The following is a 13,528-nucleotide window of genomic DNA, read 5'->3' on the forward strand; positions in this document are numbered from 1 at the left end:
GCAGTGATAGATTTTTCTGTAAGCTTGATCATAATATATTCTCCTTTCATTGATTTCAATGTATTTGCTGTTATCTTATTTTTAGTATAGCAATAATTAAATAGTAATTATGTGATAAAATCACATAATTGAAATTAAATCTTATAGTTGTTAGGAGTAAATTATATTTATGAAGTATTTTTGAGTAAAATAGAAAAGAAAAACTAGTGATTTTTGTCATAAGTAGCATTGGTTGGAATAATATTAAGTGGGGGGTGCTAATATGGCAAGAATATATACAATTAAACTAAGACCATTAATTTTAAGTATTTTATTATCTTTAGGTGTTGGCCTTTTATCAGGATTTTTAGTAGGGAATAGTTCAGCAGTTTATATGAATCTTGTTAAACCGCCATTATCACCTCCAGCAGCAGTATTTCCTGTTGTCTGGACAATTCTTTATATACTTATGGGAATTTCAGCATATTTAGTTTATGTTGCAGAGGCTTCTAAAAAGGAAAAAAAGGAAGCATTGAAGCTATATAAAGTACAATTAGCTATGAATTTCTTATGGTCATTTATATTTTTTAAGTTTAATCTTTATTTTGCAGCTTTTATATGGTTAATGCTAATATTTGTTGTTGTATTGATAATGATTAAAAAATTTAATGAAATTGATGATACTGCCTCTGCACTAATGGTTCCATATGCCTTGTGGTTAGTATTTGCTGGATATTTAAACTTAATGATTATTTTATTAAATTAAAACTATAAGATGTAAATAGCTATGAGACAAAACGACTTATTTCTATAATGGTAAACAAGAATAATTAAGTATTACTAATTTAGATTTAAGAAGTATGTTTTATAGCTATTTTTTAGATATATTAGGTTAATTAAATGATTTTAAGTATGATGCTAAATAATTATCGAAATGGCGTAAGAATAATATATTATTAATATAAGGTTGTTGACAAAAAGTATTTTAAGAAGTAAACTGAACATAGTTCAGTATGGAGGAAAATAAATGAATAAAGTCATAACTTCAAAAGAAGCAATCCTTAAGTCAGCAAAAGATATCGCATATAGAGATGGGATTTATAAGATTAATATAAGAGCTGTTGCATCTGAGTGTGGAATATCTATAGGATCTATCTATAATTACTTTCCAACAAAAGATGATTTAGTAGTGGCTGTTATCGAGGATTTTTGGAAAAATATATTTGCACGAGGAATGTGTGATCACCAAAGCAATTTATGTTTCGTACAGTTTTATGAACAACTTTATTTAAGATTTTATGATTACCTAAAAATATTTAAAGAGGACATGTTTAATCAAATATCTTTTTTTAGTGAAGAAGTTAAAGGAAAAGGTCGTAGCAAAGAATCGCAGTATTTTGACAGAGTGAAACAAGTAATGTTGTACCATCTGGAAATGGATGAAGGAATAAAAAAGCATGTATGGAATGAATATTTTACAAAGGAGAGATTTGTAACCTTTGCATTTGAAAATATGATAATAATGTTAAGGGTAAATGAAGGGGATATATCTTTTTTTAAAGAAATAATTATAAAATTATTGTACTAAAAATTTAATTCGCTGAAGCGAATTACTTTTATAAAATAATATGAACTATGTTCAGTAAGGAGGAGAAAATATGAAAAAAATAATTAATACTTCATTTTTGTACGCAATTTTGGCAATGATAGGGGGAGTCTTCTATAGAGAATTTACTAAGTTTAACCATTTTGTTGGAAAAACAACATTATCTGTAGTTCATACTCACTTATTCATGCTAGGCATGTTTTTTTTCTTAGTAATTTTATTACTTGCCAAGCAGTATAAGAATTTAATAGAGGATAAGAAGTTTAAGTTGTTCTATTATATATATAATGGTGGACTTCTATTAGCTACAGCTATGTTTGTTTGGCGCGGAGTTTTACAAGTTTTAGGTAGTGATATTAGTAGTGCTCTCAATGCATCAATTTCAGGCATGGCAGGAATAGGACACATTTTATTGGCAGTTGGGATAATAATTTTCTTTACTATACTAAAAAAGCAAGAGAAGTAGATAAGAGACATCAATTATTTTGTTTATTCCATAAACAATAAATATGATAGTAAGATTAAAACCACATCTTGAAAATAGATGTGGTTTTAATCTTTTGTAAGTTAGTTGAAGAGAATAGTAATAATAATTGATAAAAATAATAATAGAAATACTCCTATGTTTATGATATGGAGGAAGAAATAATTGGTCCTATGAAATAGTTAAATAGAAGAAACCTCATTGTTAGAAGTTTTTTTATTTATAAACTTTATGTTACAATATAAACAATTTCGACACAATTATCTTTTAAATTACAAGATAACAATTAATTTAACTCAAAAGTATGGACAAACTATTAAATGTGTACTATTATATACTTAATTCAAATTTAAATATTTTAACAATTCAAATTAAATAGTAATCGAACTGTCGTATAGCGTTGATAATATGGATCAACAGTTTCTACCAAATCACCGTAAATGATTTGACTACGATAAGGAATTATTCACATTTTAAATTTATTTTCCTATGCGATAGACAATGATTACGAGAAAAACATAGGAGGATATTATTATGAGATTCATATCAAATTATTTTCAATTCGAAGAAAATAACACCGATTTCAAAACAGAAATAATAGGGGCTTTAACTACATTTTTAACAATGGCATATGCATTATTTGTTATTCCGGAGGTATTATCTCAAGTTGGTATGCCAAAAGAGAGTGTTTTTGTTGCAACAGCATTGGCAGCTGCGTCTGGAACATTTATCATGGGTGCATTTGCTAAATTTCCAATGGTATTGGCACCTGGAATGGGATTAAATGCTTTCTTTGCTTTTGGAGTTTGTATAGGAATGGATATTCCATGGGAAATGGCATTATCAGGAGTATTAGCATCTGGAATTATTTTTATAATAATATCAGTTACTGGTATAAGAGAAATGGTAATTAAGGCAATTCCTAACCATTTAAAATATGCAGTTACTGCGGGAATAGGATTATTTATTGCATTTATTGGATTAAAAAATGCAGGAATAGTTATTGCTGATGAGGCTACATTTGTGGCTCTTGGAAATTTAATAGACAAATCAGTATTATTATCAATTTTTGGACTAGCAGTTATGTCAATATTAATGGTTAAGGGTGTAAAGACTGCTATATTCCTAGGTATAGTTTGTACAGTTGGAGCAGGAATGATATTTGGAATTGTTGAAATACCAACAGCAATAATTTCTATGCCTCCATCAGTTGCCCCAACCTTTGGAGTAGCAGTAAAGCATTTAAAGGATATATTTAATCCTGAAATGATGATGGTAGTGTTTACCTTCTTATTTATGGATTTCTTTGATACTGCAGGTACATTAGTAGCAGTTGGTTCAAAGGTAGGATTATTAAAAGAGGATGGGTCCGTAAAAAATGGTTCAAAAGCGTTATTAGCAGATTCACTTGCAACTTGTGTAGGAGCAGTATTTGGAACGACTAATACAACTTCATGCATGGAATCATTATCAGGTATTTCTGTTGGAGCAAAAACAGGTTTTTCAAGTGTGGTAGTAGGAGTGTTATTTATAGTTTCATTATTCTTTTCACCACTTTTATCAGTTATTACTTCTCAAGTAACAGCACCGGCATTAGTAATAGTAGGATCTCTTTTATGTAGTTCTCTTTCAGAAATAGATTGGAACTCAGCAGAAAATGCTATTCCATCTTTCTTTATATTAATTTTAATGCCTTTAACTTACAGCATTGGAGAAGGTATTGCCTTTGGATTTTTAGCCTATGTAATATTAATGATGTTTAAAGGTAAAAGAAAAGAGGTTCATCCAGTAATGTATGGATTAGGTGTTCTATTTGCTTTTTATTTTATGATGTAAATAAAAGCTGATGATTATTTTATAATCATCAGCTTTTGCTTTTTACAAATACATATTTCATATTTATTATTTTGGAATAATTAAATTAGTGAAAGAAATACTAAAGAGGAGAAATTAAATGGAGGTTAGGTGAAAAATATGGGCAAAGAAAATAAAATGAAGAGTACACAAAACAATAAAAAGAGTGATGGTAAATTTCATTCAAAGCATATTAAGCATGACCCACAAGCAGAAAGTGCTAGAGCTGTATTTGGATTAAATACAACTGAATTTAATAATAAGAAGTAATATAGTGATATTAAAACCAGTAGAAGAAAATAACTTTTAAAGCTTTGTTAAAGCAATAAGTATTTTCATATTTTACTGGTTTTAGTTTTTTTGATAAGAATGTATAGTGCATGGTAAAAAGTGTAATAATTAAGAGGTATATGAATAACTATATTCTAAAATCTACTTTTATTTTATGTGAATAACAATAGAAATATTTTAGTAAAGGAATGGTTAAAGTGAAACTATTTATTGATACAGCTAATATTGATGAAATTCGTGAAGTAAATGATATGGGCGTCATTTGTGGTGTAACTACAAATCCTTCATTAATTGCAAAGGAAGGGAAAGATTTTTGGGATACAATAAAGATTATTACTTCTATTGTTGATGGTCCTATTAGTGGAGAAGTAATTAGTGACGATGCTGAAGGGATGATTAAGGAAGGAAGAAATATTGCTAAGTTTCATGAAAATATGGTCGTTAAAATTCCTATGACATGTGAGGGGTTAAAAGCGGTAAAAGTTCTTTCTAAAGAAGGCATAAAGACTAATGTTACTTTGATTTTTACAGTAGCACAAGCAATTTTAGCAGCTAATGCTGGAGCAACCTATGTAAGTCCTTTTTTAGGTAGGCTAGATGATATTTCAACTCCTGGAATGGCGTTGATTAAAGATATTTCTCAAGTATTCAAGGTTCAAGGAATAGATACAGAAATAATTTCAGCAAGCATAAGAACTATACCTCATGTGACAGAAGCGGCAGCATCGGGATCTCATATTGCAACAGTACCATACAAAGTAATAATGCAAATGTTGAAGCATCCTTTAACTGATGCAGGAATAGCTAGATTTAAAAAAGATTGGGAAGAAGCCTTTAATAAATAAAAAGAAGAAGATTAATCTTCTTCTTTTTATTTATTAACCTAGTAAGCGAAGTGTAAAAATCATATAATTTATGAAATAAAAATTTGTGAATTTAGTATAAGAGGAGTATTTTGTTGTTTGTAATCCTTAACTTTAAATCTTATGTATATATTATCCTAATAGATGTTCAAGTAGTATTTTAGCACCCATTAGAATAAGTATTATTCCGCCAGCTAGTTCTGCTTTTGACTTATATTTTGTACCAAAAATGTTTCCAATTTTAACACCTACCATTGAGAGTACGAGTGTTACAATTCCAATAAAGGATACAGCAGGTATTATGTCTACATTTAAGAAAGCGAAAGTAACGCCTACAGCTAAAGCGTCAATACTTGTAGCTATAGCTAAAATAGTCATATTTTTAAAACATAATTCATCACTTACCTCATCTGATGCAATTTCATGTTCAGGCTCTTTTTCTAAAGCTTCTTTTATCATTTTAAGTCCAATGATTCCAAGTAAGACGAATGCAATCCAATGATCAAATGCTGTTATTTTATCTTGAAACTGTACTCCTAAGATATAACCTATCAGAGGCATTCCGCCTTGGAATATTCCAAAATAAAGTCCTACAGTAAGGGCATTTTTAAAGTAAAGTTTTTGTAGGGAAAGTCCTTTACATATTGAAACTGCAAAGGCATCCATTGATAAACCTACAGCAATAATAAATAATTCAAGTAAATTCATGTTCAATCTCCTTAAGTAAGCATCCAAATCTATGAGCTGGCTAATGCTAGCTTACTCCTTCGAATGAATATGAGAAGGAGGTTCTATAAGCAAAAATCCAAATCTATAATTTATGGTGCAAAATAAAAATATAATAAACAAAATAAAATGAGACTTATCTGCGCATAAAAAACGCAGACAAGTCTCATTATTTAAAATAAAGCCAGATACGAATATCAGAATGTTGACTTTATTACACTTCGTGCTAACTACTCCCTTATCTAATTAAATTTTACGCTAATATAGTTGATTTGTCAATTGTAGTAAAATATAAATTTAAATTTGCGTTAATAGTTGAACATATAATTTAATTGTTAGTTATGGTATAATATACAATAGATTCTAAGTAATGGATGGAGGGGATTCTATGAAGAGTGGAACAGTTAGGGTTATCGAAAATTTCCCTATGAAGAAACTTAAAAGGTTGAGAAGCTTGAGAATATATTTGCCACCAGATTATGAAAGGAATAGCAGCAGGTATCCTGTTCTATATATGCAGGATGGACAAAATCTTTTTTATGAAGATACGGCGGACTATGGCGAGATATGGAATATAAAGAAAACTCTAGACGAACTTTACAATGAAGGTAAAACTAAAGGAATTATTGTAGTTGGTATTGATAGTGACCCTAGATTAAGATTTTTGGAATACTCACCATGGAACAATGCAAATATGCAGGAAACAATGCCTCATGTAGCTATTACAAATCTACCTGGAGGGGGTGGATTTGGGTATATAGATTACATTGTTAATGAGCTAAAGCCGTATATTGATAAAAATTACAAAACCCTTAAGGAAAGAGAATTTACAGCTATCGGTGGCAGTTCAATGGGAGCTTTTATAGCTTTAGCTGCAGCAATAAAGTATCAGCATGTATTTTCTAAAGTAGCGGCATTATCTTCTGCAAGTTTCTTTGCAGAAAAGGAGATGAAATCTTTAATTGAGAATACTGGCAAAAAGTTACCGATGAAGATTTATATGGATGTTGGAACAAAGGAAACTAATAATCCAGAAGTTGGTAATTTTCCGCAAATTTATATGAAGTCAAATAAAGAAATTTATAAGGCCTTAAAACGAATTGGATTAAATGATGATGAAATTAAATTTGAAATAATAGAGGGAGCAATTCACAATGAAGGGGAATGGGCAAAAAGGTTTCCTGAAGTTGTAACATGGTTATTTTAAATAAATGCAAGGCAGATTTTATTTGCCTTGCATTTTTAGTTTTATCTATTTAGGTTAAATATTTCCATATCAGGATCATCTTGATTTTTTAGTAATTTGGATAGATATTGACCACCAAGTATAGAAAATATCAATCCATTGGCACCATAGCCTAAACAGTAGTAGAGATTTTTATGAAAACCATCCCTACCGATAAAACCTAAATTGTCTCGAGTAGAAATAAATTCACCACATAATTTAAAATCAATTTGTATATCATCTTTAATACTTGGAAGAAGTGATTTTAATCGTTCTGTTAGAATTGAGTATTTTTTTTCAGCCATTGCTTTATTGAATATGCTTTGTTCATAGGGTTCATCTTCACCACCTAAAATAACTCTATTATCACTTGTCATTCTTAAATAGTTATATGGTGAACAATTATCCCTTACTATTACTTCTTTTAGTTGTGGGTCGAAATTATCAATTGGAGAAGTAACTATATTATAGGTCACAAGTTTTGTTCCATATGGTTTGTGGGTAAATAAACTGATATCATAACCTGTAGCACAAACTATATACTTGCAGGTTATTTTATGGCCAAATTCTGTAAAAGCCTCTACAGAATTTTCTTTATATATAATTTTATTAATTAATGTGTTTTCATAAATTTTTGCGCCTTTTTTTTCAGCATTAGATAAAAGCTGGTGAGTAAATTTAAAAGGATCTAATACTGCTCCGCCTTCTTTGCTTAATATCCCAGCTTTAATATCAAACTCAAAAGGATTAGAACTGGTATCAATAAATTGAATATCAAAACCTGTATTTTTTCTATGTTGATATTCTTGGAAGATTTCTTTTTCTTCTATTGTTTTGTTTGTGAAAAGAAAAGAATCTGTTGCTTTATAATCACAATAATTTCCTTGAGCAGATATTATATCTTTCAAATCAGATAAAGCTTTTACTCCTAGTTTATAAGATTTAATACAATTTTCAAGGGAAGTGTACTGGTTTAAATAAGCAAGATTATCATCCAGATCATATTTAAGCAAGGCTGTTGTTATACTAGTACTTCCGTGACCAATTCGTGATTTTTCTACTAACATACAGTTTATTTTATTTTCAGTCAAGTAATGAGAAATAAGTGCACCAGTTACGCCACCACCAATAATCAGAACTTCTGTTGAAGCATCTTTAGATAAATATTTATATTGATTAAATTCAGTGTTTATATTTGTAAAATAGGGTTTTCCTTGTACCAAGCTGTTCATAGAATTCCACCTCGACAATTTTTATATATCTATGTTTTGTTCTATATGAGTAGATTATACTTAGTAGAAAAAATATCAATCATTGCAAGAATAATTGTAGTGAATTATAATTATTAATAATGTGTGTATACAAGAGGTAAAAAGTGTATACAAAACCAAGATGGATAAAAAATGATATTATATTTTATAATGTAAAATTTAAATATATATTTAATTATTTTTAATATGACATTAAAGGAGTGGGGAAAACAATGGAATTTAATGTAGCTGTAATTAACGGAGATGGAATAGGTCCAGAAATTATTACTGAAGCTGTAAAGGTGCTAAAAAAGGTGGAAGAACTTTATGGCCATAAATTCAATTTTCATGAAGTTATTGGTGCAGGAGAGGCTGTAGATAAAGTTGGAAGTCCATTGCCAGAAGATACAATAGAAGTTTGTCAAAAATGTATTGGAACTTTAGTTGGAAATGTTGGTGGAAGTAAATGGAAAAATAATCCTTTAGAATTAAATCCAGTAAGAGCGGTTTTAAATTTAAGAAAAAAGCTGGATGCAAACATAAATTTAAGACCTATATATTTGAATAAGGAGCTGTTTGAACTATCTCCTTTAAAAGAAAGAGTATTAAAAGATGGAATAGACATTATAATGGTTAGAGATATAATGGGTGGTATGATTTGTTCTAAGAGATTAACCGATGATGGGTTTTATGGAAGAGAAGCAAGTGATATAGAATATTATAATGAATCCATTGTTAGAAATATGGCTAAAATGGGCTTTGAGTTAGCTATGAAGAGAAGAAAAAGATTAGCAAGCTTAGATAAAGCAAATGTTTTAGCAAGTTCTAAATTGTGGAGAACTGTTGTAAATGAAGTTTCAAAACAGTATCCTGAGGTAGAATTGGAACATTACCTTATTGATAATGCAGCTATGGAAGTAATTAAGGATCCAAGTCATTTTGATGTTATAATTGCATCGAACATCTTTGGAGATATTATGGCTGATGAAATCAGTCAAATAACTGGTGTTGCAGATATGTTAGGGTCAGCTGAAATAAGCACAGATGGTGTTGGTATATATACTCCTAATCAGCTTCATAATCCAAATGAAGAGATTATCGGAAAAAACATTGCAAATCCAATAGGAATGATTTCTTCTGCAGCTTTAATGCTTAGACATTCAATGGGATTAGAAAGCGAAGCTAAGGCAGTTGAAACAGCCATAAATAAAGTTATTAAAGAAGGGTATGCCACTGAAGATATTTTCTTTGACGGGAAAACATTAGTAAGTACATCTGAAATGGGAGATTTAATTGCTGCAAATCTTCAATAATTAAAGTGAATGTTGAATTATTTAATTTTAAATATAGGATGTATTTTTAAAAAAAAGTATGTATAATATATGTATTGCTTCTCTTATTATATAAGACAGGTAATTGAAATTAATTAATCGTTAAGTAATAATTAATTAAAGAGATTAGGTTTTATGAGTACTTTAATTTCATAAAATATCATGTCTCTTTTTATTTTGTTATTAATTAAAGGATGTAAATATATATATCATTTAAAATGATAAAACTTTTTAGTTGAGTTACATTAAGATTTATTAAGTATAAGAATATAATCGCAAAGGAGAAAATATGCAATTTAATGATTTAAATATTATCAAACCAATTCTTAAAGCTTTAAAGGATGAAGGGTATGAAGAAACTACAGCAATCCAAGAAAAAGCTATTCCGAAGGTTTTAGAAGGAAAGGACTTACTTGGGTGTGCACAGACAGGTACAGGAAAAACTGCTGCTTTTGCACTACCTATATTGCAGAAGATATATGAAGCATCTGATAATAATAGAAATATAAAAGGAAATAGATCAATAAGTGCTGTAGTTTTGGCACCAACAAGAGAACTGGCTATTCAAATTACAGAAAGCTTTAAAGCATACTCATGCTATATGAATATAAAGACTTCTGTAATTTATGGGGGAGTTTCACAAAGCATTCAAGTTAAAGAGCTTGAGAAGGGTATGGATGTTTTAGTAGCAACTCCAGGAAGACTATTAGATTTAATTAATCAAAGATATGTAAATTTAAGTAATGTAAAATTTTTAGTTTTAGATGAAGCTGATAGAATGCTAGATATGGGAATGATAGGTGATGTTAAGAGAATAATCTCCTACATGCAAAGGAAGAGACAGAATTTATTATTTTCAGCTACTATGCCTAAAGAGATTGAGGAGTTAGTAAAAACTATTTTAAATAGTCCGGTTAGAATAAATATATCACCTATATCTTCAACCGTTGATACTGTGGTACAAGGGGTATACTTTGTTGATCAAAATAATAAACTGAAGTTATTATTAGAAATGTTAAAAAAAGAAGAAATTAAGTCAGTATTGGTATTTGTGAGAACTAAGCATGGGGCAAATAAGTTAAAGATTGATTTATCAAGAGCTGGAATTAAATCAGATGCCTTACACGGAGATAGATCTCAAGAAGCAAGAGAAAAGATCCTAAAGGAGTTTAAAACAGGTAAGATTCAAGTGCTGGTTGCAACAGATGTTGCAGCAAGAGGAATTGATATTGAAGATTTAAAATATGTTATTAACTATGAGTTTCCAAGTGCACCAGAAACCTATGTTCATAGAATTGGAAGAACAGGACGTGCAGGGTCAAGTGGATTTGCTTATTCCTTCTGTGATATTTCAGAAAGAGATATGTTTCATGTCATAGAAACTCTAATTGGGAAAAAGATACCTACAGTGTTAGAAAATCCATATCCAGCAATTAATTTAACTATCGAAAAGAAGATGAATACAAGAAAGGCTTCTTCTGGAAGTAAAAATTCTAAGGGGACAGCTCCAATGAAAAAGAATGAATTGCCTAAAAAGCTGAATCAAAGTGGAAATGCTGCAAAGCCGAAGAAAAAATGGGATTATGGTAGTACAACTAATAAAGGAAAAAGTCAACGAAAAAGAAAGTAAATTGAATTTAATTAAATTTACTTTAAAATAGTACCTTAATATATATTAATTAAGTGTAAAAAAAGTGCGAAAAAAGGTTAATAGACTCAACAATAGCTTGTATTTTGCAATTAATGTGATATAATGGTTAAGAAAATGATGACAGGGGGGCTTACCATATGAAAAAAATATCAAGTATAGTATTAGCAGTATCTTTAGCTGCAGTTGCATTTGTTGGATGCGGAAGCAAGTCAACAGCTTACAAAGCAACAGCTGAAGGGTTCGGTGGAGACGTAACTGTTGAAGTTAAAGTTTCTAAAGATGGAGAATTAGAAGAAGTAAACGTAGATGCTTCTAGTGAAACTCCTGATATCGGTGGAGCTGCTGCTGATGAAATAGTTAAAGCAATAGCTGAATCTAAGAGCTTATCTGTAGATACAGTTACTGGTGCAACAGTTACTAGCGAAGCAGTTATAAAAGCTGCTGGAGATGCTTTAGCTGAAGCTGGAGTTGAGTTAAACTAGTTTTAACTAAGTAGAGAAACCCTTTAATAATAACACTCATTTTAAGTAATAATAAAATGAGTGTTATTTTTTTTATTTATAAATGAAGTAAAGTAATATGAGAATTGAGGTATTTTTTATGGAAAGTACAAAAATAAGAATTGATGTTACGGATCCCTCATCCTTGAGGTTATTTGGTTTTTACTGTATATATGACAATTGGCACAATGGAAACTCAAAAGGTATTGTTTAGCATATTTGTATTGATTGACTTTTTATATATAGGACTAACATTCTGTACTTTTGGGATAATGGAGTATACGATACATTTAATTGCTGTATATTCAGAATTATTAATTGCAGTATTTTCATTTTAGGGCTCAGCAGCTTCAGTACTTAATAATCATTTTGAAAAAGTTTTTTTACCAGTAGGCAAACCATTTGAAATATTCAAAAGTAAGTAAAGATAACTATTTAGCTGTTTTTATTAAATACAGTTAAGTAGTTTTTTTATATTCTATTATTTGGTATTATAAAAGGGCATATATAAGGAGGAATTTTATGAAGGTTTTAATTACAGGTGCAAGTTCAGGTATAGGTAGAGATATGGCTGAAATTTATAGTAATAAAGGTTATGAGCTGATTTTAGTTGCTAGAAGTAAAGACAAATTGGAATTATTAGCAAACAAATTGAAAACTAAGGTTAAGATTATTCAAATGGACCTTTCGATACCTGAAAATTGTTTTAGGTTATATGATTTAGTAAAAGATGAAGAAATAGATATTTTAATAAATAATGCTGGTTATGGTGTTTTTGGAAAGTTTCTTGATACGGATTTAAATGAGGAATTAAATATGATCGATTTAAATATCAAAGCAGTTCACATTTTAACAAAGCTATTCTTAAGAGCCTTTAAAGAAAAAAATAAAGGGTCAATTTTAAATGTTGCATCTTCAGCTGCATTTTCACCAGGACCTTTATTTTCAAGTTATTATGCTTCAAAAGCTTATGTTGTAAGATTAACAGAGGCATTATACGAAGAACTTAGGAGAGAAAATTCAAGGGTATATATCGGTGCACTTTGTCCAGGTCCAGTAGATACAAATTTTAATGATAGAGCAAATGTTGCATTTAACCTTAAAGGACTTAAATCTTATGATGTTGCTGACTATGCCATAAGAAAGATGGAAGAAGGGAAATTAATAATAATCCCTGGAACACTTATGAAAATATCCTATTGCTTCACAAAAATTACTCCAAATAAGATGATGCTTAAGGCTGCATATAAAATTCAAAAGAAAAAGTGTTAGTAGAAATTTAAATAAATAATTTACCATAAATAAATTCTTCTAAAGGAAGCAAAATAAAGATAGACGTTTTAAGGAGGATTATTTATGTTTGGAATTCCATTAATAGAATGGGTAGGGTATTTAGCTTCTATATTAATTGCAGTTTCAATGTTTATGAAAGACATAATAAAACTAAGGTTTATTAATTTAGTAGGATCATTATGCTTTGTAATCTATGGACTTGTGATAAAAGCCTATCCAGTAGCATTAACAAATGTCGTAATAGTTTTTATAAATCTATATTATCTTTATAAGATAACCAATGAAAAGAATAATGGAGAAAGTAAAAACAATTCAAAAGGAAGTGGAAAGTAGAGGAACTGCTTTTCATTTTTCTTTTTTGTGTAAATAATAAAAAAACTTAAAAGTAATACATATATTGAAAAGCTGGAAATATTTATTTAGAGTAGTATAATATTATAAATGATGTTTTTTAAAACAAATGATAATTAAATTA

Annotated in this window: 14 protein-coding genes and 1 riboswitch; of the genes, 12 read left to right on the forward strand and 2 right to left on the reverse strand. The window is 29.3% G+C overall.

Going from position 1 to position 13,528, the window contains the following annotated elements:
• The first annotated feature begins 262 nt into the window (after window positions 1-262).
• The 6 genes from BN1075_RS14470 to fsa all read left to right on the forward strand — a co-directional run bounded on the left by BN1075_RS14470 (window position 263) and on the right by fsa (window position 5,059).
• Complete coding sequence (locus tag BN1075_RS14470; protein ID WP_040193935.1) at window positions 263-745, forward strand: TspO/MBR family protein; 483 nt, start codon at window positions 263-265, stop codon at window positions 743-745.
• A gap of 261 nt (window positions 746-1,006) precedes the next feature.
• Complete coding sequence (locus tag BN1075_RS14475; protein ID WP_040193936.1) at window positions 1,007-1,567, forward strand: TetR/AcrR family transcriptional regulator; 561 nt, start codon at window positions 1,007-1,009, stop codon at window positions 1,565-1,567.
• A gap of 70 nt (window positions 1,568-1,637) precedes the next feature.
• Window positions 1,638-2,051: a DUF2871 domain-containing protein gene (locus tag BN1075_RS14480; protein ID WP_040193938.1), complete on the forward strand. Its 414-nt coding sequence runs from the start codon at window positions 1,638-1,640 to the stop codon at window positions 2,049-2,051.
• 388 nt (window positions 2,052-2,439) lie between these two features.
• Window positions 2,440-2,541: riboswitch (purine riboswitch) on the forward strand.
• Window positions 2,542-2,603: 62 nt separating this feature from the next.
• Window positions 2,604-3,905, forward strand: a complete 1,302-nt coding sequence (locus BN1075_RS14485) for an NCS2 family permease (RefSeq protein ID WP_040193939.1) — start codon at window positions 2,604-2,606, stop codon at window positions 3,903-3,905.
• A gap of 138 nt (window positions 3,906-4,043) precedes the next feature.
• A complete protein-coding gene (locus tag BN1075_RS21645) occupies window positions 4,044-4,193 on the forward strand; it encodes a CPC_1213 family protein (RefSeq protein ID WP_268871558.1) in 150 nt (49 codons plus the stop codon).
• 218 nt (window positions 4,194-4,411) lie between these two features.
• Window positions 4,412-5,059 (forward strand): fructose-6-phosphate aldolase, encoded by a 648-nt coding sequence (gene fsa / locus BN1075_RS14490; RefSeq protein ID WP_040193941.1) that lies wholly within the window; start codon window positions 4,412-4,414, stop codon window positions 5,057-5,059.
• Window positions 5,060-5,209: 150 nt separating this feature from the next.
• Here the strand turns inward: fsa and BN1075_RS14495 are convergent, their stop codons facing one another.
• Window positions 5,210-5,785: a manganese efflux pump MntP gene (locus BN1075_RS14495; RefSeq protein WP_040193942.1), complete on the reverse strand. Its 576-nt coding sequence runs from the start codon at window positions 5,783-5,785 to the stop codon at window positions 5,210-5,212.
• 406 nt (window positions 5,786-6,191) lie between these two features.
• Between BN1075_RS14495 and BN1075_RS14500 the strand changes: the two genes are divergently transcribed.
• Entirely contained in the window at window positions 6,192-7,010 is an 819-nt protein-coding gene (locus BN1075_RS14500) for an alpha/beta hydrolase (RefSeq protein WP_040193943.1), read from the forward strand.
• Window positions 7,011-7,051: 41 nt separating this feature from the next.
• On the opposite strand, the gene BN1075_RS14505 is transcribed toward BN1075_RS14500, so the two are convergent.
• Window positions 7,052-8,260: an NAD(P)/FAD-dependent oxidoreductase gene (locus BN1075_RS14505; RefSeq protein WP_040193944.1), complete on the reverse strand. Its 1,209-nt coding sequence runs from the start codon at window positions 8,258-8,260 to the stop codon at window positions 7,052-7,054.
• A gap of 251 nt (window positions 8,261-8,511) precedes the next feature.
• On the opposite strand from BN1075_RS14505, the gene leuB reads away from it, so the two are divergent.
• From leuB to BN1075_RS14535, 5 genes are all read left to right on the forward strand, one after another.
• Window positions 8,512-9,591, forward strand: coding sequence for a 3-isopropylmalate dehydrogenase (gene leuB / locus BN1075_RS14510; protein WP_040193945.1), 1,080 nt, complete (start codon window positions 8,512-8,514; stop codon window positions 9,589-9,591).
• 307 nt (window positions 9,592-9,898) lie between these two features.
• On the forward strand, window positions 9,899-11,239 hold the full coding sequence (locus BN1075_RS14515) for a DEAD/DEAH box helicase (RefSeq protein ID WP_081911616.1): 1,341 nt from the start codon (window positions 9,899-9,901) through the stop codon (window positions 11,237-11,239).
• Between the two features lie 158 nt (window positions 11,240-11,397).
• Entirely contained in the window at window positions 11,398-11,742 is a 345-nt protein-coding gene (locus tag BN1075_RS14520) for an FMN-binding protein (protein ID WP_040193947.1), read from the forward strand.
• A gap of 540 nt (window positions 11,743-12,282) precedes the next feature.
• Window positions 12,283-13,032, forward strand: coding sequence for an SDR family NAD(P)-dependent oxidoreductase (locus BN1075_RS14530; RefSeq protein WP_040193948.1), 750 nt, complete (start codon window positions 12,283-12,285; stop codon window positions 13,030-13,032).
• 84 nt (window positions 13,033-13,116) lie between these two features.
• Window positions 13,117-13,386, forward strand: a complete 270-nt coding sequence (locus BN1075_RS14535; RefSeq protein ID WP_042387363.1) for a YgjV family protein — start codon at window positions 13,117-13,119, stop codon at window positions 13,384-13,386.
• Window positions 13,387-13,528: the final 142 nt, after the last annotated feature.

Origin of the sequence: Clostridium culturomicium (assembly GCF_000821305.1) — a bacterium.
Classification (GTDB): Bacteria; Bacillota; Clostridia; order Clostridiales; family Clostridiaceae; genus Clostridium_J; species Clostridium_J culturomicium.

Coding starts and splice junctions, on each gene's coding strand:
- BN1075_RS14495 (WP_040193942.1), bottom strand. CDS start 5,785: ATGAATTTACTTGAATTATTTATTATTGCTGTAGGTTTATCAATGGAT.
- BN1075_RS14500 (WP_040193943.1), top strand. CDS start 6,192: ATGAAGAGTGGAACAGTTAGGGTTATCGAAAATTTCCCTATGAAGAAA.
- BN1075_RS14485 (WP_040193939.1), top strand. CDS start 2,604: ATGAGATTCATATCAAATTATTTTCAATTCGAAGAAAATAACACCGAT.
- BN1075_RS14520 (WP_040193947.1), top strand. CDS start 11,398: ATGAAAAAAATATCAAGTATAGTATTAGCAGTATCTTTAGCTGCAGTT.
- BN1075_RS14515 (WP_081911616.1), top strand. CDS start 9,899: ATGCAATTTAATGATTTAAATATTATCAAACCAATTCTTAAAGCTTTA.
- BN1075_RS21645 (WP_268871558.1), top strand. CDS start 4,044: ATGGGCAAAGAAAATAAAATGAAGAGTACACAAAACAATAAAAAGAGT.
- BN1075_RS14475 (WP_040193936.1), top strand. CDS start 1,007: ATGAATAAAGTCATAACTTCAAAAGAAGCAATCCTTAAGTCAGCAAAA.
- leuB (WP_040193945.1), top strand. CDS start 8,512: ATGGAATTTAATGTAGCTGTAATTAACGGAGATGGAATAGGTCCAGAA.
- BN1075_RS14535 (WP_042387363.1), top strand. CDS start 13,117: ATGTTTGGAATTCCATTAATAGAATGGGTAGGGTATTTAGCTTCTATA.
- BN1075_RS14480 (WP_040193938.1), top strand. CDS start 1,638: ATGAAAAAAATAATTAATACTTCATTTTTGTACGCAATTTTGGCAATG.
- BN1075_RS14505 (WP_040193944.1), bottom strand. CDS start 8,260: ATGAACAGCTTGGTACAAGGAAAACCCTATTTTACAAATATAAACACT.
- BN1075_RS14530 (WP_040193948.1), top strand. CDS start 12,283: ATGAAGGTTTTAATTACAGGTGCAAGTTCAGGTATAGGTAGAGATATG.
- BN1075_RS14470 (WP_040193935.1), top strand. CDS start 263: ATGGCAAGAATATATACAATTAAACTAAGACCATTAATTTTAAGTATT.